Here is a 20,812-nt window from a genome sequence, read left to right as displayed (position 1 = left end):
GATTCAGGTTAAGAATGGACGGCATGGCGTCACGTCCGCAAGAAGTCTTCGCGGCCGCGCATCCAGCGCGCCAGGTGCGCCTCGACAGCCGCGGGATGCTCGGCGCGCAGCCAACTCGCGGCGTCGCGGGCGTCTTCGGCAATCGCGGCATCGGTTTCCAGGTCGGCAAAGCGCAGCAGCGCCATGCCGGACTGGCGCGTGCCCAGGAATTCGCCCGGGCCGCGTTGTTCGAGGTCGCGTCGGGCGATTTCGAATCCGTCGGATGTTTCGAACATGGCGCGCAGGCGTTCGCGCGCGATTTGGGATAAGGGGGTTTGATACAGCAGCACGCAAACGGATTCGGCGGTGCCCCGCCCTACCCGGCCCCGCAACTGATGCAGTTGGGCAAGGCCAAAGCGTTCGGCGTGCTCGATGACCATCAGCGACGCATTGGGCACGTCGACACCCACTTCGATAACGGTCGTGGCCACCAGCAAGTCAACCTCGCCGTCGCGGAACGCCTGCATGACAGCCGCCTTTTCGGCCTGGGGCAAACGGCCATGTACCAGACCGATGCGCAAGTCGGGCAGATCGACGCGCATGCCTTCATAGGTGTCGACAGCGGTCTGCAACTCCAGCGCTTCGCTCTCTTCAACCAGCGGACAAACCCAATATGCCTGCTGGCCGCCGCGTGCGGCTTGCGCGACGTGCGCGATGACTTCTTCGCGCCGCGCATCGGAAACCAGCTTGGTCAGCACGGGCGTGCGCCCGGGCGGCAATTCGTCGATGACGGACACGTCCAGGTCGGCGAAAAACGTCATGGCCAGCGTGCGGGGAATCGGCGTGGCGCTCATGTTCAGCTGATGCGGCACGAAGCGCCCACGCGCGGTTTCGCCTTTCTTGGTCAGCGCCAGGCGCTGCCCAACCCCGAAACGATGCTGCTCATCGACGATCGACAGCCCCAGCCGATGGAATTCGACATGATCCTGGATCAGGGCCTGCGTACCGACCACCAGTTGCACGCTGCCGTCCGCCGCGGCCGCGGCGGCTTCGCGGCGCGCCTTGGCCGTCAGGCTGCCACTCAACCACGCCACGTTGACGCCCAAGGGCTGCAGCCATGACACCAGTTTGCGGAAATGCTGTTCGGCCAGGATTTCGGTAGGCGCCATCAGCGCAACCTGGGTACCGCCGGCGATGGCCTGCGCCGCCGCGATCGCCGCGACGACGGTCTTGCCGCTGCCAACGTCGCCCTGTAGCAGGCGATGCATCGGATACGGCTTGGCGAGATCGGCCGAAATTTCCTGCACCACGCGCTCTTGCGCGCCGGTCAGTTTGAACGGCAGGTTGGCGTACAGCTTGGCCACCAGCCCGCCGGGCTCGGTACGGATCGGCAGCGACTCCGATTCCTTGACACGGCGCGCGGCGCGGGCGGCGGCCAGCGACAACTGCTGCGCCAGCAGTTCGTCGAACTTGATGCGGCGCCAGGCGGGATGGACACGGTCCAGCAAGGCCTGTTCGGATTCGCCTTGGGCCGGCGTATGCAGCGCGCGAATGGCCGGCTCGAATGGCGGCAGATCGTAGCGCTGGCGGGCCTCATCCGGCAGGGTGTCGGAAAGGTCGGCGCGGTCCAGCGCCTGCGCGATGGCGCGGCGCAGGGTCAGTTGCGGCAAACCTTCCGTGGTGGGGTAGACCGGCGTCAAGGCGGTAGGCAGCGGCGCATCCGCATTGGTCATGCGGGGATGCACCATCTGACGGCCAAATAGCCCGCCGCGCACTTCGCCCCGGGCGCGCAGACGCTTGCCCACGGTGATTTGCTTTTGTTGACTGGGATAGAAATTCAGCCAGCGTAATTGGAGTTCGCCGGTTTCGTCCGCCAGCGTGGCGGTAAGTTGGCGCCGGGGCCGATACAGCACCTCGGATTTGGTGATTTCACCTTCGACCTGGCCCGAAAAACCGGGGCGCAGGGCGCTGATTGGAATGACGCGGGTTTCGTCTTCGTAGCGCAACGGCAGATGCAGCACGAAGTCCTCGGGCAGCACCAGGCCCAGGTTACGGAGCTTGCGCTCGGTATCCGTCAGCGGTTTCCCGGCGCCTTTGTTATCGGCGCCGGGTCGCTTGGAAGCCACGGCCGCGGCCGGCATGAAGGTACGAACCCCTGGGATCGTAAGTCCGGGTGTGCCTTACAGGACGAGAATGGCTTCGACTTCGAACTGCGCGCCCTTGGGCAGGCTGGCCACGCCGATGGTCGAACGCGCCGGGAACGGCTGCGGGATGATTTCGGCCATGATGGAGTTGGCGGCGGTGAACTTGCCCAGGTCGGTCAGGAACAGCGTCAGCTTGACGACGTTATCCAGCGTGCCGCCTGCGGCGGTAATCACGGCCTGCATGTTGGCGAAAGCCTGACGCACTTGCGCGTCGAAGTTCTCAGAGACCAGATCGCCCGTGCCCGGCTCCAGGCCGATCTGGCCGGAGAGATAGACAGTCTTGGTGCCGCTAACGGCAACCGCTTGCGAGTAAGGGCCAACGGCGGCGGGCGCGGCGTCGGTATGGATGATTTGCTTGCTCATGGGCGGAATCCTTCAGGTGACGGATAGAAGCTACAACTATCGGAGTTTAAACAGCAATAGACTTTTGCGAAAGTGGCCGGATGACGCAGGGATGCCCTCTTTCCGCGTTTCACGAGTCTGCCTGATGGCCTGCGCCGCCGATATCGCCCCGATGTGCGATCAGCAGCGCATACAGCGCCTGGGCGGCCACCGACAGGCTGCGGCCCTTGCGTTGAACCAGGTATAGCGGCCGCGTCAGCGCGCGGCCGGCCAGCGGCACCACGCGCAGGTCGTCGCTGCGGAAATGAAATAGCGTCATGGCTGGCACGACCGAGACACCCAGGCCCGCCCGCACCAGTCCGGTCACGGTGGCCAGATGTTCGACTTCGAACACGGGCGGCGGCGCGTCGGCGCCCAGCGCCTCGTCCAGATGTTTGCGCACACTGCTGCCACGCGCAAGTTGAATAACGGGATGGCGCACGATGTCGCGCAGCCGTACCTGGCTTTGCGCGGCTAGGGCATGGTCGGCCCGGCACACCAGGAAATAGCGGTCGGCATGCAGAAACTCACTGTCCAGGTCCGTCATGTCCGGCCGGCGGGACGCCACGGCAAAATCGACCTGGCCGCTTTGCACCATGTCAAGGCAGGGATCCAGCAAGCCGTCGCGCAAGTCCAGGACGATGCCGGGATGTTCCTGGCTGAAGCGGGCCAGCAGCCCGGGCAGCCAACCGGCCGCAAGCGATGGCAACGCCGCCAGCGCCACCCGGCCGCGACGGCGGGCAGCGTGGTCGCGCAGGTCTTCCATGACCAGGTCCATATCCGCCAGCAGACGGCGCGCGGAGGCGTCCAGCACCCGGCCTTCAGCAGTCAGCTCGACATGCCGCGTGTTGCGGTCAAAGAGCTTCAGGCCGGCGCTGTCTTCCAGCGAACGGATCAAGGCGCTGAACGCGGGTTGCGTCAGGTGGCAACGCTGGGCGGCCCGCGTGAAATGCCGTTCGTCCGCCAGCGCGACGAACGCGCGCAATTGCCGGGCAGATAAATTCATGGCTTTTTTCTATTAATTGATCTGATCTTTCTATTTTACTGATTAACCTCGTATGCCTATAGTGACCCCGACGCCCCTCGGCCCGACTGGACCCCTTATGCCTCAATCTCCCCTGCTCATCGGCTGCGCATCCGGATTCTCCGGCGATCGCAGCGACGGCGCCGCCGCCGTGGTGCGCACGCTGGCCGCCCGGGGCGGCGGCACTTTGATTTTCGAAACACTGGCCGAACGCACGCTTGCGCTGGCCCAATTGGCACGCAACGAAGACCCCAGCCGCGGCTACGAGCCACTGCTGGACGAGTTGGTTTCGCCAATACTGGCGGACTGCCTGCGCCACGGTATTCGCATCGTCAGCAATTTCGGCGCGGCCAATCCGCAAGCTGCGGCCCGGCGCATTGCCGCGATTGCGCGTGAGCAAGGCCTTCCCGTCCCGCGCATCGCGGTGGTGCATGGCGACGCCCTGGACACGGCGGCGCAGCGTGCCTTGTTGCGGGAACGCCTGGGCGCGGCATTGGCGGGCCACGAGATCGTCAGCGCAACCGTCTATCTGGGTGCGACGGAAATCGCGCAGGCCCTGTCCGCGGGCGCGCAGATTGTCGTCGCGGGCCGTGTGGCGGACCCTTCGCTGACGCTGGGCCCCGCCATGGCGCACTTCGGCTGGGATGCAACGGACTGGCCCCGCCTGGGCCGTGCCACGATGGCCGGCCACATGCTGGAATGCGGCTTGCAGGTCACGGGCGGCTACTTCTGCGTGCCCGGCCTGAAAGAAGTGCCCGACGTGCACGCCGCCGGGTTCCCCATTGCCGAAATCCATGCCGACGGCGAATTCGTCATTGGCAAAGCCGCCGAGACCGGCGGTGCGGTAGACGCCCGCACCGTGAAAGAACAGTTGCTGTACGAAGTCCATGATCCCGCCCGCTACCTGACGCCCGATGTCGTGGCCGACTTGAGCCAGGCGCGCGTCGTCGAACTGGGCAACAACCGCGTGGCCGTGCAAGGCATCACCGGCCATGCGCGCCCGCCCGAATTGAAAGTGAACGTGTGCTATCGCGGCGGCTGGCTGGCCGAAGCCGAGATCTCGTATGCCGGCGTGCAAGCCGAAGCACGCGCCCGCCTTGCCGCGGACATCGTGCAAAAGCGCCTGGGCGCCGGGTTCAAGCTGCGCGCCGACCTGATTGGCGCCATCAGCATCCTGGGCGACGACGCGGGTGAAATGCGTCGCGCGCAGCCCGACACGCTGGCCCGCGATGTGCGGCTGCGGCTGGCCGGCGAACACGCCGACCGCGCCCAGGCTGAACGCATCTTGCGCGAAGTGACCGCGCTATACACCTGCGGCCCGGCCGGCGGCGGCGGCGTCCGTACCGCGCTGCGGCCGCGCCTGAACATGGTGTCCTGCACCATTGCCCGCGATGCCGTGCAAAGCGGTTGGAACTTCCTGGAGGACATCACGCCATGACCCGCAACACCGACACGCTATCCGTGCCGCTGTACCGGCTGGGCCACAGCCGTTCGGGCGACAAAGGCGACATCTCGAATCTCAGCCTGATCGCCTGGGACCCCGAATGCTATGCGGTGTTGGCCGAGCAGGTCACCGAAGCCCGCGTGGCCGCGTGGTTCGCTTACCGGCACCCTACCCGCGTCACCCGCTACCTGCTGCCCACGCTGCACGCCATGAATTTCGTGCTGGAAGGCGTACTGGATGGCGGCGTGAACGACGCCCTGAATCTGGACACGCACGGCAAAAGCCTGTCGTTCCGATTGCTGGACCTGACGGTGGAGGTCGGCGCAGACCTGGCCCGCCGCCTGCCAGACATACCCGGCGACCGTCCCGCGGCCGCCTGACACATCCCCCTATAAAAAAGACCACAGGAGACACACGACATGCGCATTTCATCCAAGGGCCGGCTGGCCCTCTTGCTGGCCGCCGCTCTGCCGCTGACGGCACTGGCCCAGAACTTTCCGGCCAAGCCCATCACCTTCATCGTGCCGTTCGCGGCCGGTAGCGCGACCGACCAGATCGGCCGCGCCATCGGCCAGGGCGTCACGGAGCAGACCGGACAGGCCGTCGTGATCGAGAATAAACCTGGCGCCAGCGCCATGATCGGCGCTGCGGCCGGTGCCCGCGCCGCGCCAGACGGCTATACGGTGCTGATCACCACCAACACCACGCATGCCGCTAACGAGCACCTGTACAAGTCGTTGACGTACCAGCCGGTGAAGGACTTCGCCCCGATCTCGCTGTTGGGCAAGGGTGGCCAGATCATGGTGGTCAATCCAAATTCCCCGGCCAAGACGGTGGGCGAGTTCCTGGCGCAAGCCAAGCAATCGCCAGGCAAGCTGAGTTTTGGCAGCGGCAGCTCCAGCAGCCGGATCGCGGGCGAATTGCTCCAACAGATGGCCGGCGTGCAACTGCTGCATGTGCCGTACAAGAGCAATCCGCTGGCCGTGACCGACCTGCTGGGCGGACAGATCGACATGATGATCACCGATACGGCAACCGGCCTGCCCCAGGTCAAGTCGGGCAAGCTGCGCGCCCTGGGTGTGACGGGCCTAGCCCGCTCACCGCTAGCGCCCGACGTTCCCACGATCGCCGAAGCCGGCGTGCCGAACTACGAGATGGGTTACTGGTTTGCGGCCTATGCGCCCGCTGGCACGCCGCCCGACGTGATCAAGCGCCTGAACGAGCTGCTGGTCAACGCCAGCAAGACCAAGCCCGCCCAGCAGTTCTATGCGCAGACAGGAACCGAGCCAGCCACTTCCACGCCAGCCGAACTGGCCGCATTCCAACAGGCGGAATCGAAGAAATGGGGCGACATCATCAAGAAGGCCGGGATCCAGCCTGAATAATCGGGTATGAGGCGCGCCGGCCCTTTGACCGTCGTGCCCTGAATGCAAAAAACCCATCGCACACGCGATGGGTTTTTTGTTGCGGAAGAGCGTTCGTGGCTTATTTGTCCACGAAAGCGCGTTCCACTACGTAGTCGCCGGGCTGGCCCACGCCGGGCGACACGACAAAGCCGCGTTTGTCCAGCATGGCGCTGATATCGGCCAGCATGTGCGGGCTGCCGCAAATCATGGCGCGATCGGTTTCCGGGTTGATTTGCGGAATGCCGATGTCTTCGCACAGCTTGCCGTTTTCCATCAGTTCCGTAATGCGGCCCTGATTGCGGAACGGTTCGCGCGTGACGGTCGGGTAGTACACGAGCTTGTCGCGGACGACATCGCCGAAGAATTCGTTGTTCGGCAGTTCTTTTTCGATGAAGTCCGCGTAGGCCAGTTCGCTGACCCAGCGCACGCCATGGACCAGGATGACCTTGTCGAAGCGTTCGTAGATGTCCGGGTCTTTGATGATGCTCATGAAGGGCGCCAAGCCGGTGCCGGTGCCAAACAGGAACAGGTGCTTGCCAGGCTTCAGGTCGTCGACCACCAGCGTGCCCACCGGCTTGCGGCTGACCAGGATGGTGTCGCCCTCTTTCAAGTGCTGCAGGCGCGACGTAAGCGGGCCGTTCTGCACCTTGATGCTGAGGAACTCGAGGTTTTCTTCGTAGTTCGCGCTGGCGATGCTGTAGGCCCGCAGTAGCGGCTTGCCTTCAACCTCCAGGCCGATCATGACGAAGTGGCCGTTGTGGAACCGCAAGGCCGCGTCACGCGTCGTCGTAAAGGAAAACAGGGTGTCGTTCCAGTGGTGCACGCTAAGTACGCGCTCAGTGTTGAAAGCAGCCATGTCGTAGTCGGAAATATTAGGGTTAGCCCTATTCTACAAGGTCTTGATAGGAATTGCTCTCATTATTCCGTAATACGCTTATGCCGTATTGATAGGGATCAAGCATTGGATCCTATGCCTTACCAGCAGTTGAACGGTCTTTCGCTTCCTGTTATCGTCGCGTTCTCAGTTGATAATCGTTTTCGTTAGCAGACTGTTTTAAGCACCGGGAAGCCTTGCATTTCGCGGCTTTTCCCCCCGTTGCTGCCCTAGCCGGAGTTCCCGACATGACCAAGCGTCCCCAATTGAATTCGCTGCTTCGCGCCCTGGCGCTGGCTGGCGCCGCCGCCTTCGCTATTTCGGCCAACGCCGCTGAAGAAGTCAGCCTGTACACCACCCGGGAACCCAAGCTGATCCAGCCACTGCTGGATGCCTTCACTAAGGAAAGCGGCATCAAGGTCAACACCGTCTTCGTCAAGGACGGCCTGCTGGAACGCGTCAAGGCGGAAGGCGCCAAGTCGCCTGCCGACGTGCTGATGACCGTGGATATCGGCAACCTGCTGGACCTGGTGGACGGCGGCGTGACGCAAGCGATCAAGTCCCAGACGCTGGAATCGGTAATTCCCGCCAATCTGCGCGGCGCCGACGGCAAGTGGTTCGCGCTGTCGCTGCGCGACCGCGTGCTGTATGTCGAAAAAGACCTGAAACTGGAATCCTTCCGCTACGAAGACCTGGCCGACCCCAAGTGGAAGGGCAAGGTATGCATCCGTTCGGGCCAACACCCCTACAACACCGCGATGGTCGCGTCGATGATCGCGCATGACGGCGCGGAAGCGACTGAAAAGTGGCTGCGCGGCGTCAAGGCCAACCTGGCGCGCAAGGCCGCTGGCGGCGACCGCGACGTGGCGCGCGACATCCTGGGCGGCATCTGCGACATCGGCTTGGCCAATGCGTACTACGTCGGCCACATGAAAAATGCAGAACCCGGCACGGACAGCCGCAAGTGGGGCGACGCCATCAAGGTCATCCGTCCCACATTCGCCAATGAGAAAAGCGGCGGCACGCACGTGAACGTCAGCGGCGCAGCCGTTGCCGCCCATGCGCCGCACAAGGCCAACGCGATCAAGCTGCTGGACTTCCTGGTGTCCGAACCCGCCCAGGCCCTGTATGCCCAGGCCAACTATGAGTATCCCGTCCGCAAGGGCGTGAAGCTGGACCCCGTGATCGCCAGCTTTGGCGAATTGAAGGTGGATCCGCTGCCCCTGACCGAAATCGCCAAACACCGCAAGCAAGCCAGCGAACTGGTGGACAAGGTCGGTTTCGACAACTGATAAGCCCCCGGCCGCCACGCCCCGGCGTGGCGCGACCCTGCGGCAGTATTGGGCCTGTTCCCCTGTTTCCCGGGGGAACAGGCCTTGCCTTTGATGCAATCGACTTTGAAGCATGCACACAGAATCCTTGCCCCGGCCGCTGCGTTTGCGCTGGACTGAACGCGGCGCCGGCTGGCTCGCAGGTGCCGGCCTGATCGCGCTGGCGGTGCTGGCCCCCGTGCTGACGCTGCTTTGGTGGGCGTTGGGCGGTGAACTTTCGCACTGGCAGCATCTGGCAAGCTATGTGCTGCCCCAGGCCTTGGCCAACACGGCCCTGTTGCTGGCGGGCGTGGGCGTGATGGTGACGCTGTTGGGCACGGGCGCCGCCTGGCTGGTGACCGCTTACGACTTCCCCACGCGCCGCATCCTGACCTGGGCGCTGCTACTGCCGCTGGCGGTGCCAACTTACATCATCGCGTTCTCTTACCTGGACTTGCTGCATCCCATCGGGCCGATCCAGACGGCGATCCGCGCGCTGCTGGGCTACGACAGCCCGCGGCAGTTCCGCCTGCCCGACCTGCGGTCCATTTATGGCGCGATCTTCGTGCTGGGATTCGTGCTGTATCCGTATGTCTACCTGAGCACCCGCGTCATGTTCATGACCCAGGCGGCCAGTTTGCTGGAAGCGGCGCGCACGCTGGGCGCGGGCCGCATCGCCGTGTTCTTCCGCGTTGCCCTGCCCCTGGCCCGTCCGGCCATCGTCGTGGGCGTGAGCCTGGCGCTGCTGGAAACGTTGAACGATATCGGCGCGTCCGAGTTCCTGGGCGTGCAGACGCTGACAGTGTCGGTCTATACCACCTGGGTCACGCGGTCGGACCTGGCCGGCGCGGCGCAGATCGCGCTGACGATGCTGGCCATCGTGATCGGGTTGATCATGCTGGAACGCCATGGCCGCAAGCGCCAGCGCTATGCCAATACCCAACGCATGCGCCCTATGCAACCGCGCCGGCTACGCGGGGCGTCCGCTGCCGTGGCGGCCGTGCTGGGCTGGATCCCCGTCGTGCTGGGTTTCATTGCGCCCGCCGCCTACCTGATCTTCGAAACATACAAGCGCCTGCATCTGGTGGGTGGCGTATCTGACCAATTGATCAATGGCCTGGGCAACACGCTGATCGTCGCGTTCAGCGCCACCATCGTGACCCTGCTTTGCGGCCTGATCGTCGCCTGGGCCGGGCGGACCTTGCGCGAAAGCGCCAGCTTCAATCCGGGCCGTGCCTGCGCGCGTATCGCCAGCCTGGGCTACGCGGTGCCGGGCACCGTTCTGGCCATCGGGCTGCTGACGCCCTTCGTCTGGATCGACAGCGCGGTTGCCACGGTGTTCGGCGGCTCAGGATTGTTCCTGATGGGCTCCATGGGCGCGCTGGTGTGCGCCTATGTGATCCGGTTCCTGGCGATTTCCACCGGCGCGCTGGAAGCGGGCCTGGCCCGCATCCCCCCTTCGCTGGAACAGGCCTCGCGCCTGCTGGGCGAAAGCTCGGCGGGCACGTTGCGCCGGGTCCACCTGCCGCTGCTGCGCCCCGCGCTGGCCGCAAGCGCCCTGCTGGTCTTCGTGGACGCCATGAAGGAGCTGCCGGCCACCTTGCTGCTGCGCCCCATGAATTTCGACACGCTCGCCACCTGGCTCTACGCCGAAGCCGCCCGCGGCACATACGAGGAAGGCGCCGTCGCGGCGCTGGCGATCGTGCTGGCTGGCCTTTTGCCCGTCATCCTGCTGGCGCGCACCAATCTGAAAATGGGACATTGATCATCGTGCCCGATCTGTTAGAAATCGACCGCCTTTCACTCGCCTACGACACGCCCGCCGGCCTGAAACCGGTGGTGCAAGACCTGACGCTTGGCTTGCCCGCCGGGCACATCGGCTGCCTGCTGGGCGAATCCGGCTGCGGCAAGACCACGGTGCTGCGCGCCATCGCCGGCTTCGAGCCCGTGCGCGCGGGCCGCATCCTGCTGGACGGCACCGTCATTTCGTCTCCGACCGAGCAAGTCGCGCCGGAACTACGCCGCGTCGGCATGATGTTCCAGGACTACGCCCTGTTCCCGCATCTGACCGTGGCGCTTAACGTGGCATTTGGCTTGCGCAAGCTTGCGCGCGCGGACCGCAACCGCCGCGTCGACGAGATGTTGGAACTGGTGGGCTTGGCGCATGCCGCCAGCAGCTACCCGCACGAAATCTCGGGCGGCCAGCAGCAGCGCGTGGCGCTGGCTCGGGCGCTGGCACCCTCGCCCGACCTGTTGTTGCTGGACGAACCGTTTTCGAATCTGGATGTGGACACGCGCGAACGCCTGGCGTTCGAAGTGCGGGACATTCTCAAGACCACGGGCCACACGGCCATTCTGGTCACGCACAACCAAGCCGAAGCCTTCGCCATCGCCGACCGCATCGGCGTGATGACAAAGGGGGCGATCGCGCAGTGGGATACGCCTTACAACCTGCACCACCATCCCGGCAACGATTTCGTGCGGGACTTCATCCGGCGTGAAGCGTTGGAGGCGCAGCGCGAGCAGGCATTCGCGCGCGGGCGCTGACGACGCGGCCCGCGGCAAGGCGGACCGCCGCGGTGTCGACCGCCGCGGCATCGACCGCCGCGGCATCGACCGCCGCGGCATCGACCGCCGCGGCATCGACCACCCATTAATCCGCCGCTAGCTTGACCTTCTGCGACAGGGCCTTGAAGGCCTCGTGCTGGCTCTGGGTCAGGCGCTCGACCTCTTGCGGGGTCGAGCCATAGGGCATGAAACCGGCCTGCTCCAGTTTGTCCTTCACTTCTGGCAGCGCCAACGCCCACTGGAACGCCTCGCTTAGCGCGCGGGTGACTTCGGGGGACATCTTGGCCGGCCCGTATACCGCGAACCACGGATCCACCACCGCGCCTGCGTAACCCAGTTCGGCCAGCGTCGGCACATCCGGCAGCGCCGGCGACCGCTTGCTGCCCGTCACCGCCAGCGCGTGGACCTTGCCAGCCTTGATGTGCGGCAGCGAGGCAGGCAGGTTGTCGAACATGACCGGAAGATGGCCGCCCAACAAGTCATTCAGGCCTTGGGCGCTGCCCTTGTACGGAATGTGCTGCATGCCGGCACCCGTCAGCTGGTCGAACATGACGCCCGCCAGATGCATGGAGGTGCCGGTGCCCGGCGTGCCGAAGGCGGTGCCCGGATGCTGCTTGGCGTAGGCCACCAGATCCTTGACGCTGCCCACCTTCAACGCGGGGCCCGTTTCAAGCACCACCGTAGATGCGCCCAACATGCTGACGCCCGTGAAATCCTTGGTGGGATCGAACGGCATCGACGGATAGACGAAGGGATTCAACGCGTTCGTGGAAATTGCACCGAAGCCGATCGTGTAGCCGTCGGGTGCCGCTTTGGCGACCGCGTCCATGCCGATATTGCCGCCCGCCCCCGGCCGGTTTTCGACGATGACCGGTTGACCGAGCTTTTCAGCGACTTTCTGCCCGGCGGTACGAGCCACCAGATCAGTGGTGCCGCCGGCCGTGTACGGCACGATAAAGGTGATGGGTTTGGCCGGATAGCCCGCGGCAACCGCCGCGGACGCGCCGTTGACCAGCGCCAACGCGGCGACGCCGCGCACCAGATTGAGGGTATAGCGATGCATGAGTCTCCATCCTGTTGTTATCAAGGTTTGGAGGCGCATCATACTGCCGCGCAAGGCTTGCGCGGCAGTGGCGGATACGGCAAACGCAATCAGGCACGCGGTTCAGGCAGCGGAATGTACTCGGTCTCGTCGCCGGGCACGATCTGGTCGAAGCGGGTGCGCTGCCACTCTTGCTTGGCCTGCTCGATGCGGTCCTTGCTGCTAGAGACGAAGTTCCACCAGATGAAGCGCGGACCTTCCAGGGGCTCGCCGCCCAAGAGCGCGAAGCGGGCGGCGGTGACGGCGCGGATCTGTACCGGCCGACCGGGGGCGAAAACCACCAGACGGCCGCTTTCAAATACCTGCCCGTCAACCTCGATCGAGCCTTCGGCCAGGTACGCAGCGCGCTCTTCGTATTCGGCCGGCAGCACCGTGGTCGCGCCTGCCTGCAATTGCAGGTCGCCGTAAAACAGCGGCGACAGCGTCTTGACCGCCGAGGTCTTGCCAAACAGCGAGCCCGCCACCACCTGGGCGCGCACGCCCTCGCCTTCGATCACCGGTTGCGCGTCCAGCCCGTAGTGCGTGAAACCGGGGTCTGTTTCCTCGTGTTCCTTCGGCAAGCCCACCCAGATCTGCAGGCCACAGAGACGCTGCGGCGCCTTGCGGCTTTCCGGCGACGAGCGTTCGGAATGGACGATGCCGCGGCCGGCCGTCATCCAGTTCACTTCGCCAGGAAGGATGGTCTGGGTATTGCCGGCGCCATCGCGGTGCACCATCGACCCCTCATACAGGTAGGTGACGGTCGACAAGCCGATATGCGGGTGCGGGCGGACATCGATGCCCGTGCCGGCATCAAATTCCACGGGGCCCATGTGATCAAGGAAAACGAACGGCCCGACCGTGCGCCGCTGCGCCGACGGGATCGCGCGACGCACGGAAAAACCGCCCAGGTCGCTGGTACGCGGCACCACGACGGTTTCGATCTGGTTTTCGCCTGCATTTGACAAAGTGGACATGGGGTAGCGCTCCGCATCAATAGGCCAATGGCCATGTTAAGGCCCAACGGCCCGTTCAAAGATACGCCGGGCGGGAATCTCCCGCCCGGCTTCAGGCGTTATGCCAGATCAAACACCAGCACTTCGGCGTTTTTGCCGCCCGACAGTTCGACACGGGCGTCATCCGTGATGGCCGCCGCATCGCCCGCCGAGAGATCGACGCCGTTGACCGTCACGCTGCCGCGCGCCACATGGACCCAGGCTCGGCGGCCCGCTGCCAGTGCCAGCGTGGCGGACTCGTCGCCGTCGAACAGGCCGCCGTACATCCGCGCATCCTGATGGATCTTCATCGAGCCATCCTCCCCGTCGGGAGATACCAGCGCTTGCAGCCGGCCGCGCTTTTGCGCATCGCTGAACGCGCGCTCTTCGTATTCCGGGGCAATGCCGGTCACGTCGGGCTCGATCCAGATTTGCAGCATGTGCGTTTCGGTGTCAGGCAGCGGATTGAACTCGGAGTGCATCACGCCGCGGCCGGCGCTCATCCGTTGCACGTTGCCGGGCTGGATGGTGGAACCGCTGCCCATGCTGTCCTTGTGCGCAATCGCGCCGTTCAGCACATAGGTGATGATCTCCATGTCGCGATGGCCGTGCGTGCCGAAGCCGCGGCCGGCTGCGATACGGTCATCATTGATGACGCGCAGCGAACCAAAGCCCATATGCGCCGGATCGTAGTAGTTGGCGAAGGAAAACGTGTGAAACGAATCGAGCCAGCCATGGTTGGCGTGGCCCCGTTCGGCAGCGCGGCGGATCGTAAGCATTGCGGACTCCTGTTTCAATAATATGAATGGTCTACAGCGTGCGGCGGTGGCGCCCTATCGGCATCAACTTCGTTGCACGCTTGGCATGAGTGATATTCTGCGCGTGCCACGCCTGTCGTTTGGCGCTATATTTTGACGAAACCATTCAAATATTCTGAATACTCCTTTTCCGCCCCCGCCATGCAGCCCATCACCCCTGAATTGCTTATCCTGGTTGACGCCATCGCGCGCCACGGCAGCTTTGGCAAAGCCGCCCGCGAGCTGGGTAAAGTGCCCTCGGCCGTCACCTATTCGATCCGCAAGCTGGAGGACGGCCTGGACGTGCTGTTGTTTGACCGCTCCGGGCACCGGGCGTTGCTGACCCCCGCAGGGGAAGCGCTGCTGAAGGACGGGCGTCATGTGCTGCAGTCGCTGGATGACCTGGCCTGCCGCGTAAAGCGCATCGCCACCGGCTGGGAGGTCGAACTGCGCATCGCCGTCAGTGCGGTGCTGCCGTGGCGGCCGCTTTATGACCTGATCGACGAATTCCAGACGCTCGAGAGCGCGACCACGCTGCGCTTTTCCAGCGAGGTGTTGAGCGGCAACTGGGACGCGTTGACCTCGGGACGCGCCGACCTGGTGATTGGCGCGGGCGCCAATGCCGAGCCCACGGGGCCCTACCGGTCACAAGCAATCGGCACGACGCAGTTCGCCTTCTGCGTCGCGGCGCATCATCCCCTGGCTTCCGTGCCGCAGCCCCTGACCCGCGCGGACATCACGAAGTACTGCGCGGTCGTCGTGGCCGATACGTCGCGCAACCTGCCGCCACAGTCGCGCGGCATCCTGGCGGACCAACCGACACTGGTGATGCCGTCCATGCAAGCCAAGATCGACGCGCAAGTCCGCGGCCTGGGCTGCGGCTATCTGCCGCTGACCATGGCGGCGCCCTACCTGGCGCAGGGCCTGCTGATGGTATGTGAAACGGATGAAGGCATGTCCCTGACGGAACACGTCGCCTATGCCTGGCGCGCTGAACCGCCGGGCGAAGCGCTGAAGTGGTGGTTGCAGAAGCTGAAATCGCCACGGTTGTGCGAGAGCTTGCTGGGGATGGGCTGATGGATGGCGCGCGGACCGGCACGCGCGATGGGCCAAGCGCATAACGCGCGCAGCCCATCGCGCATTGCCGTCATTCGTCTTCGATCCCCAGTTCGCGCAGCTTGCGCGTGATCGTGTTGCGGCCGATGCCCAGGCGGGATGCGGCTTCGACGCGGCGGCCGCGGCTGGCGTCCAACGCGCTTTGCAGCAGGATCTTTTCGAACTGTCGCGTCAGCGTAGCCATCACGGCCGGTTCGCCGCGTTCCAGCCGGTACTGCGCATCGCGCAGCAGGGAATCCTGCCAATTGCGCGGCGCGCCGTCGTCCATGCCCTGCGGGGCCTGCACCACGGTGCCGATGCCCGGCATGGGCGTCGCCGGCCGCAGCGGCACGGCGCCCGGTTGCTGCTGATGTTCCAGCGCGCGGATTTCCGGCGGCAGGTCCTGACGGTCAACGGTCTGCCCCGGCGCCATCACCGTTAGCCAATGGCAGAAGTTCTCCAGTTGCCGGACGTTGCCCGGAAAGTCGAACTTGGTCAGCACCGCCAGCGCATCGGGCGTCAGCCGCTTGACCGGCACGCCAAGCGTGCGGGCGCTTGCGGTCAGGAAATGCTGGGCCAATGCCGGAATGTCTTCCACGCGTTCGCGCAACGGCGGCAAGCGCAGCCGGATCACGTTCAGGCGATGGAACAAGTCTTCACGGAACAAGCCCTGTTCAACACGCTGCTCCAGCGGCTGGTGGGTCGCGGCGACGATGCGCACGTCGACGCGCACGGGCTGTGCGCCGCCGACGCGGTAGAAGCTGCCCTCGGCCAGCACGCGCAACAGGCGCGTCTGCAATTCGATCGGCATGTCGCCGATTTCATCGAGGAACAACGTCCCGCCATGCGCTTCTTCAAAACGCCCGCGGCGCAGGTTGTTCGCGCCCGTGAACGCGCCGCGCTCGTGGCCGAACAGTTCGGCCTCAAGCAGGTCGCGCGGAATGGCGGCCGCGTTCAAGGCCACGAACGGGCCGCTGGCGCGAACGCCGTGCCCGTGCAGCGCGCGAGCGACCAGTTCCTTGCCGGTTCCCGATTCGCCGGTAATCAGTACGGTCACCTTGGACTGGGCCAGCCTGCCGATGGCGCGGAACACTTCCTGCATGGCGGTGGAGGACGACTGCGTCATCATCCAGCGCTCGTTGTTCTGGGCGGCCTCGCCCTGCCCTTCGGGCGTTTCCGGTTGCGTCGACTCCTGCATGGCGCGCTGGATCAGCGCGACCGCCTCGTTCACATCGAACGGCTTGGCCAGGTAATCGAACGCCCCGCCCTGGAATGCGGAAACCGTGCTGTCCAGGTCGGCGAATGCGGTCATCACGATGACGGGCAAGCCAGGATGGCGCTCTTTAAGCTGGCGCAATAGCTCCAGCCCATTGCCGCCGGGCATGCGGATATCGGACACCAGGGCGACGGGCGTTTCGCGCGACAGCGCTTCCAGCACGTCGGCCGATTGGGAGAAACTGCGGGTGGGGACACCAGCGCGGGCCAGGGCCTTTTCGAGGACCCAGCGGATGGCCTGGTCGTCGTCGACGATCCATACGGGTTTCATCAGTGTGCAGGCTCCATCGGTAGGACCAGGCGAAACTCTGTGCGCCCGGGTCGGGATTCAAATTCGATGATGCCGCCGTGCTGTTGCACGAAGTCCTGGGCCAGGCTCAGGCCCAATCCCGTGCCGCCCGCCCTGGCCGTGACCAAGGGGTGGAAAATGCGGTCACGAATGTGGTCCGGCACGCCGGGACCGTTATCGATGATGGACAGCACCAGTGCCAGCCGGTGCTGGCGGTGGGCCAGCATGACCTGGCGCGCCACGCGGGTGCGCAGGGTCACCACGCCCGGCTCTGTCTTTGGCCCGTCGGGCCGCGCCACCAGCTCCTGCGCGGCGTTGCGCGCCACATTCAGGACGGCCTGCATCAAACGGGCGGCATCGCCTTTCAAATCGGGCACCGACGCGTCGTAGTCGCGCAGGATGGTGACGTCGTTGCGGAATTCAGCCTGGATCAGCGCGCACACGCGTTCGCAGATCTCATGGATGTTTACCGGCCGCGCGTTCAGCGGCACACGTTGCGGACCGCTCAAGCGGTCCACCAGCGCCTGCAGGCGGTCGGCTTCGGAAATAATGACCTGGGTGTATTCGGCCAGGGCCGCGCTGGGCAGTTCAGCTTCCAGCAACTGCGCCGCGCCGCGCAAACCGCCCAAGGGATTCTTCACTTCATGCGCAAGGTTGCGCAGCAACTCGCGGTGCGCTTCGATTTCGTCGACCAGCCGATGATTGCGGTCGGCCAGGACACGTTGTTCGATCTCGCGGGTTTCTATCAGCACGGGCCAGCGCTGGCCCGTCAGCCCGACCGTCGTGACGGCGACTTCCACGGATTCGGCGGCGCGGCGCAACGAGGCCAATTGCCTGACGTCGGCGTACCTGCCCGCCGCGGCGCGGTCGATGGAGGACTGGATATTCTCTGGGGTGTCGAACAGTGTGGCGGCGGAGTGCCCGCCAAGCTGTTTGCGCGAACGGCCGAACAGATCTTCGGCGGCAGCGTTGGCGTATTCAATGTGGCCGCGCTCGTTGACCAGGAAAACGGACGTGGCAAGCAGATCGAGAGCTTCTACATTCATTTTTCAACGTACCCGAATGACAGGGGGAAAGCGGAACGCGCCCGCGACGGCGGCGCCGGAACCCGGCGCCCTGCCCGCCAGGCATGACGCCTGGCGGACAAACCGTCGAGCCGCGACCTGGTGGTGCGCGTGGTGTGGGCCCTGGTTTCTGCCTACATCATCGCGCTCCCCCCCGCCACAGCCTCTAAACGATCAGAGGCTGTAGTACATGTCGAATTCGACCGGGTGCGTCGTCATGCGCAGACGATTCACATCGGCCATCTTCAGATCGATGTAGGCGTTGAGCATGTCATTGCTGAACACGCCGCCACGGGTCAGGAATTCGCGGTCCGCGTCCAGAGCTTCCAGCGCTTGTTCCAGCGAGGAGCACACGGTCGGGATCTTTGCGTCTTCTTCCGGCGGCAGGTCGTACAGGTTCTTGTCGGCCGGATCGCCCGGGTGGATCTTGTTCTGGACGCCGTCCAGGCCGGCCATCATCAGGGCCGAGAAAGCCAGGTACGGGTTGGCCAGGGGGTCCGGGAAACGCGCTTCGACGCGGCGGCCCTTCGGGTTGCCGACATACGGAATGCGGATCGAGGCCGAACGGTTGCGGGCCGAGTAGGCCAGCTTCACCGGCGCTTCGTAGTGCGGGACCAGACGCTTGTACGAGTTCGTGCCGGGGTTCGTGATGGCGTTCAGGGCGCGGGCGTGCTTGATGATGCCGCCGATGTAGTACAGCGCGAATTCCGACAGACCGGCATAGCCATTGCCCGCGAACAGGTTTTGGCCATCCTTCCAGATGGATTGGTGCACGTGCATGCCGGAACCGTTGTCGCCAACGATGGGCTTGGGCATGAACGTGGCGGTCTTGCCGTAGGCGTGGGCCACGTTGTGCACCACGTACTTGACGATCTGCGTCCAGTCGGCGCGCTGGACCAGCGTGCTGAACTTGGTGCCGATTTCCAGCTGGCCGGCGCCGGCCACTTCATGGTGGTGCACTTCAACCGGCACGCCCATTTGTTCCATCAGCAGGCACATTTCCGAACGCATGTCCTGGAACGAATCAACCGGCGGAACGGGGAAGTAGCCACCCTTGACGGCGGGACGATGGCCGGTGTTGCCGCCTTCGAATTCCTGGCCGGTCGACCACGAGGCTTCTTCCGACTTGATCTTGACGAAGGTGCCCGACATGTCGGTGTTCCACGTCACGCCGTCGAAGACGAAGAATTCGGGTTCCGGACCGAAGTAGGCGGTGTCGCCCAGGCCGGAGGACTTCAGGTAGGCTTCGGCGCGCTTGGCCAGCGAACGCGGGTCACGGTCATAGCCCTTCAGGTCCGACGGTTCGACGACGTCGCACGACAGAATCAGGGTCGGCTCTTCACGGAACGGATCCAGGTTGCCGGTCGAGCAATCGGGGATGAGCAGCATGTCGGAAGCTTCGATACCCTTCCAACCCGGGATCGACGAACCGTCGAAAGCCTGGCCGCTTTCCAGCTTGTCTTCGTCGATCTGGCTGGTGGGCACGGAAACGTGGTGCTCGCGGCCAACCGTATCGGTGAAGCGGAAATCCACGAATTTGACTTCGTTATCGGCGATCTGTTTCAGGACGTCTTTCGGGCTTGCCATGTCATCTCCATTAGATAAAAAGGTCGAGGGCTTTGCCTCTCGACTGGCATAAAAGAGGGAAGCAATAAGCGTGCCAGGTTTTACCCCCGGGAATCCCCGGGGAAAACCGCACGGTCGCGGAAAAATGTAGCACCAGTATGGTGCAAATAGTGGGGCACGATTGCCCCATTTCGGTGCATTTTCGCTACAGGAACATTTCCTGAAGATCATTCAGGAACCGCCACCCCAAGGGCGTCGCCCTCAGCCGGGTCGGATCGCCATCCAGCAGGCCCCGTTTGGAGGCTGCCTCCAATTGGTGCGCAATGGCGGCAAGCGACATACCGGTGCGTTCGTTGAACGCCGTGCTGGGTACGCCGTCCTTCAACCGCAGCGCATTCAGCATGAATTCAAAAGGCAGCTCGTCGGGGCCCACTTGACGGCTTTCGGCAAGATGGCTTCCGTCCCGGGCCATTGCGGCCTGCATCCAGGAATCGGGACTACGCAGCCGCGCCTCTCGCACGATACGGTCATGGAACGACAATTTGCCGTGCGCGCCGGGGCCGATGCCCAGATAGTCACCGAACTCCCAGTAGTTGACGTTGTGGCGGCAACGGGCGCCGGGCTTGGCATACGCGGACACCTCGTAACGGGCCAAGCCGGCGGCCGCCAGTTCGGTCTCGACGGCGTCCTGCATGGCGGCGCTGGTGTCATCGTCGGGAAGGTCTTCCGGCGGGAACTTGGCGAAGACAGTGTTGGGCTCCATCGTCAGGTGGTACAGCGACAAATGTTCGGTGCCGAACGAGATCGCCTCGCGCAGGTCGGCCACACAGGCGTCCAGCGTCTGGCCCGGCAATGCGAACATCATGTCCAGGTTCACCCGAGAGACGGCGCGCTGCGCCATGCCAATGGCGGCGCGAGCCTGATCGGCATCGTGAATGCGCCCCAGCTTCTTCAATTGGGCATTGTCGAAACTCTGGATGCCTAGCGAGAAGCGCGTGACCCCGCTGGCTGCGTAGTCGCGGAAGCGGCTGGCCTCGGCGGTGCCCGGATTGGCTTCCATGGTGATCTCGGCGTCTGGCCAGACGTTCAGACAGGCGCGCAACATGGCCAGCAGCTCATCCAGCCCGGCCGACGACAGCAGGCTGGGCGTGCCGCCGCCAATGAAGACAGACACGACCTGACGGCCCCAGATGGACGGCAGCGCCTGTTCCAGGTCGCTGCGCAAAGCGTCCAGATAGGCGCGCTCGGGAATCTCGCCCGGCGCGGCGTGGGAATTGAAGTCGCAATACGGGCATTTGCGCACGCACCACGGCACATGCACATAGACGGACAACGGCGGCAGGCTGGTCAACGTGGCGCCGGCCGGCACAAGCCGGCGCGAGGGCGAAGCGCCCATTTCGTTGCGGATGGGAATAGTGATGGACATGCGGTTTCCTGGAGCGGGCGCGGCGGGCGCTCCC

General features: G+C 64.6%; 18 protein-coding genes. 7 read left to right on the top strand and 11 right to left on the bottom strand.

Translation table 11 applies throughout. The features are described 5' to 3' along the window. Nucleotides 1–29: 29 nt before the first annotated feature. The 3 genes from recG to ACI0FO_RS23125 all read right to left on the bottom strand — a co-directional run bounded on the left by recG (nt 30) and on the right by ACI0FO_RS23125 (nt 3,570). Entirely contained in the window at nt 30–2,120 is a 2,091-nt protein-coding gene (gene recG, locus ACI0FO_RS23135) for an ATP-dependent DNA helicase RecG (RefSeq protein ID WP_416030530.1), read from the bottom strand. A gap of 39 nt (nt 2,121–2,159) precedes the next feature. Further along, nucleotides 2,160–2,546, bottom strand: a complete 387-nt coding sequence (locus ACI0FO_RS23130) for a Rid family detoxifying hydrolase (RefSeq protein WP_105558228.1) — start codon at nt 2,544–2,546, stop codon at nt 2,160–2,162. Nucleotides 2,547–2,655: 109 nt separating this feature from the next. After that, entirely contained in the window at nt 2,656–3,570 is a 915-nt protein-coding gene (locus ACI0FO_RS23125; protein WP_416030528.1) for a LysR family transcriptional regulator, read from the bottom strand. Nucleotides 3,571–3,667: 97 nt separating this feature from the next. Here ACI0FO_RS23125 and ACI0FO_RS23120 point away from each other — a divergent pair, with 97 nt between their 5' ends. From ACI0FO_RS23120 to ACI0FO_RS23110, 3 genes are read left to right on the top strand one after another with little or no spacing between them, the layout of a single operon-like run. Further along, the gene (locus tag ACI0FO_RS23120; RefSeq protein ID WP_416030526.1) at nt 3,668–5,026 is read left to right on the top strand and encodes an acyclic terpene utilization AtuA family protein; all 1,359 of its coding nucleotides are present in this window, start codon (nt 3,668–3,670) and stop codon (nt 5,024–5,026) included. Beyond that, nucleotides 5,023–5,412, top strand: a complete 390-nt coding sequence (locus tag ACI0FO_RS23115; RefSeq protein ID WP_416030524.1) for an AtuA-related protein — start codon at nt 5,023–5,025, stop codon at nt 5,410–5,412. The genes ACI0FO_RS23120 and ACI0FO_RS23115 overlap by 4 nt, the downstream gene beginning before the upstream one ends. Before the next feature lie 39 nt (nt 5,413–5,451). Then, a complete protein-coding gene (locus ACI0FO_RS23110; protein WP_416030522.1) occupies nt 5,452–6,417 on the top strand; it encodes a Bug family tripartite tricarboxylate transporter substrate binding protein in 966 nt (321 codons plus the stop codon). A gap of 100 nt (nt 6,418–6,517) precedes the next feature. Here the strand turns inward: ACI0FO_RS23110 and ACI0FO_RS23105 are convergent, their stop codons facing one another. Then, complete coding sequence (locus tag ACI0FO_RS23105) at nt 6,518–7,294, bottom strand: ferredoxin--NADP reductase (protein WP_006222211.1); 777 nt, start codon at nt 7,292–7,294, stop codon at nt 6,518–6,520. Between the two features lie 266 nt (nt 7,295–7,560). Between ACI0FO_RS23105 and ACI0FO_RS23100 the strand changes: the two genes are divergently transcribed. From ACI0FO_RS23100 to ACI0FO_RS23090, 3 genes are all read left to right on the top strand, one after another. Next, a complete protein-coding gene (locus tag ACI0FO_RS23100; protein WP_416030519.1) occupies nt 7,561–8,604 on the top strand; it encodes a Fe(3+) ABC transporter substrate-binding protein in 1,044 nt (347 codons plus the stop codon). A 112-nt stretch (nt 8,605–8,716) separates the two neighbouring features. Next, entirely contained in the window at nt 8,717–10,387 is a 1,671-nt protein-coding gene (locus ACI0FO_RS23095) for an ABC transporter permease (protein ID WP_416030517.1), read from the top strand. A 5-nt stretch (nt 10,388–10,392) separates the two neighbouring features. Further along, the gene (locus tag ACI0FO_RS23090) at nt 10,393–11,169 is read left to right on the top strand and encodes an ABC transporter ATP-binding protein (RefSeq protein WP_416030515.1); all 777 of its coding nucleotides are present in this window, start codon (nt 10,393–10,395) and stop codon (nt 11,167–11,169) included. Between the two features lie 106 nt (nt 11,170–11,275). Here the strand turns inward: ACI0FO_RS23090 and ACI0FO_RS23085 are convergent, their stop codons facing one another. The 3 genes from ACI0FO_RS23085 to ACI0FO_RS23075 form a co-directional block, all read right to left on the bottom strand. Further along, entirely contained in the window at nt 11,276–12,253 is a 978-nt protein-coding gene (locus tag ACI0FO_RS23085) for a Bug family tripartite tricarboxylate transporter substrate binding protein (RefSeq protein ID WP_416030513.1), read from the bottom strand. An 89-nt stretch (nt 12,254–12,342) separates the two neighbouring features. After that, a complete protein-coding gene (locus ACI0FO_RS23080) occupies nt 12,343–13,248 on the bottom strand; it encodes a pirin family protein (protein WP_416030511.1) in 906 nt (301 codons plus the stop codon). A 98-nt stretch (nt 13,249–13,346) separates the two neighbouring features. Continuing rightward, nucleotides 13,347–14,045, bottom strand: coding sequence for a pirin family protein (locus ACI0FO_RS23075; RefSeq protein ID WP_416030509.1), 699 nt, complete (start codon nt 14,043–14,045; stop codon nt 13,347–13,349). A 180-nt stretch (nt 14,046–14,225) separates the two neighbouring features. On the opposite strand from ACI0FO_RS23075, the gene ACI0FO_RS23070 reads away from it, so the two are divergent. Next, nucleotides 14,226–15,140, top strand: a complete 915-nt coding sequence (locus ACI0FO_RS23070) for a LysR family transcriptional regulator (protein WP_416030507.1) — start codon at nt 14,226–14,228, stop codon at nt 15,138–15,140. A gap of 70 nt (nt 15,141–15,210) precedes the next feature. Here the strand turns inward: ACI0FO_RS23070 and ntrC are convergent, their stop codons facing one another. The 4 genes from ntrC to hemW all read right to left on the bottom strand — a co-directional run bounded on the left by ntrC (nt 15,211) and on the right by hemW (nt 20,778). Beyond that, nucleotides 15,211–16,704 (bottom strand): nitrogen regulation protein NR(I), encoded by a 1,494-nt coding sequence (gene ntrC / locus ACI0FO_RS23065; protein WP_416030505.1) that lies wholly within the window; start codon nt 16,702–16,704, stop codon nt 15,211–15,213. Beyond that, the gene (glnL, locus tag ACI0FO_RS23060; protein ID WP_105558240.1) at nt 16,704–17,768 is read right to left on the bottom strand and encodes a nitrogen regulation protein NR(II); all 1,065 of its coding nucleotides are present in this window, start codon (nt 17,766–17,768) and stop codon (nt 16,704–16,706) included. Before glnL ends, ntrC begins: the two co-directional genes overlap by 1 nt. A 192-nt stretch (nt 17,769–17,960) precedes the next feature. Beyond that, nucleotides 17,961–19,373 (bottom strand): type I glutamate--ammonia ligase, encoded by a 1,413-nt coding sequence (glnA, locus tag ACI0FO_RS23055; RefSeq protein WP_105558241.1) that lies wholly within the window; start codon nt 19,371–19,373, stop codon nt 17,961–17,963. Nucleotides 19,374–19,557: 184 nt separating this feature from the next. Next, complete coding sequence (gene hemW / locus ACI0FO_RS23050; RefSeq protein WP_416030502.1) at nt 19,558–20,778, bottom strand: radical SAM family heme chaperone HemW; 1,221 nt, start codon at nt 20,776–20,778, stop codon at nt 19,558–19,560. Nucleotides 20,779–20,812: the final 34 nt, after the last annotated feature.

Origin of the sequence: Achromobacter marplatensis (assembly GCF_049060505.1) — a bacterium.
Classification (GTDB): Bacteria; Pseudomonadota; Gammaproteobacteria; order Burkholderiales; family Burkholderiaceae_B; genus Achromobacter; species Achromobacter marplatensis_A.
Note: the sequence above shows the minus strand (reverse complement) of the source record. Positions and strands in the feature narration are given on the sequence as shown.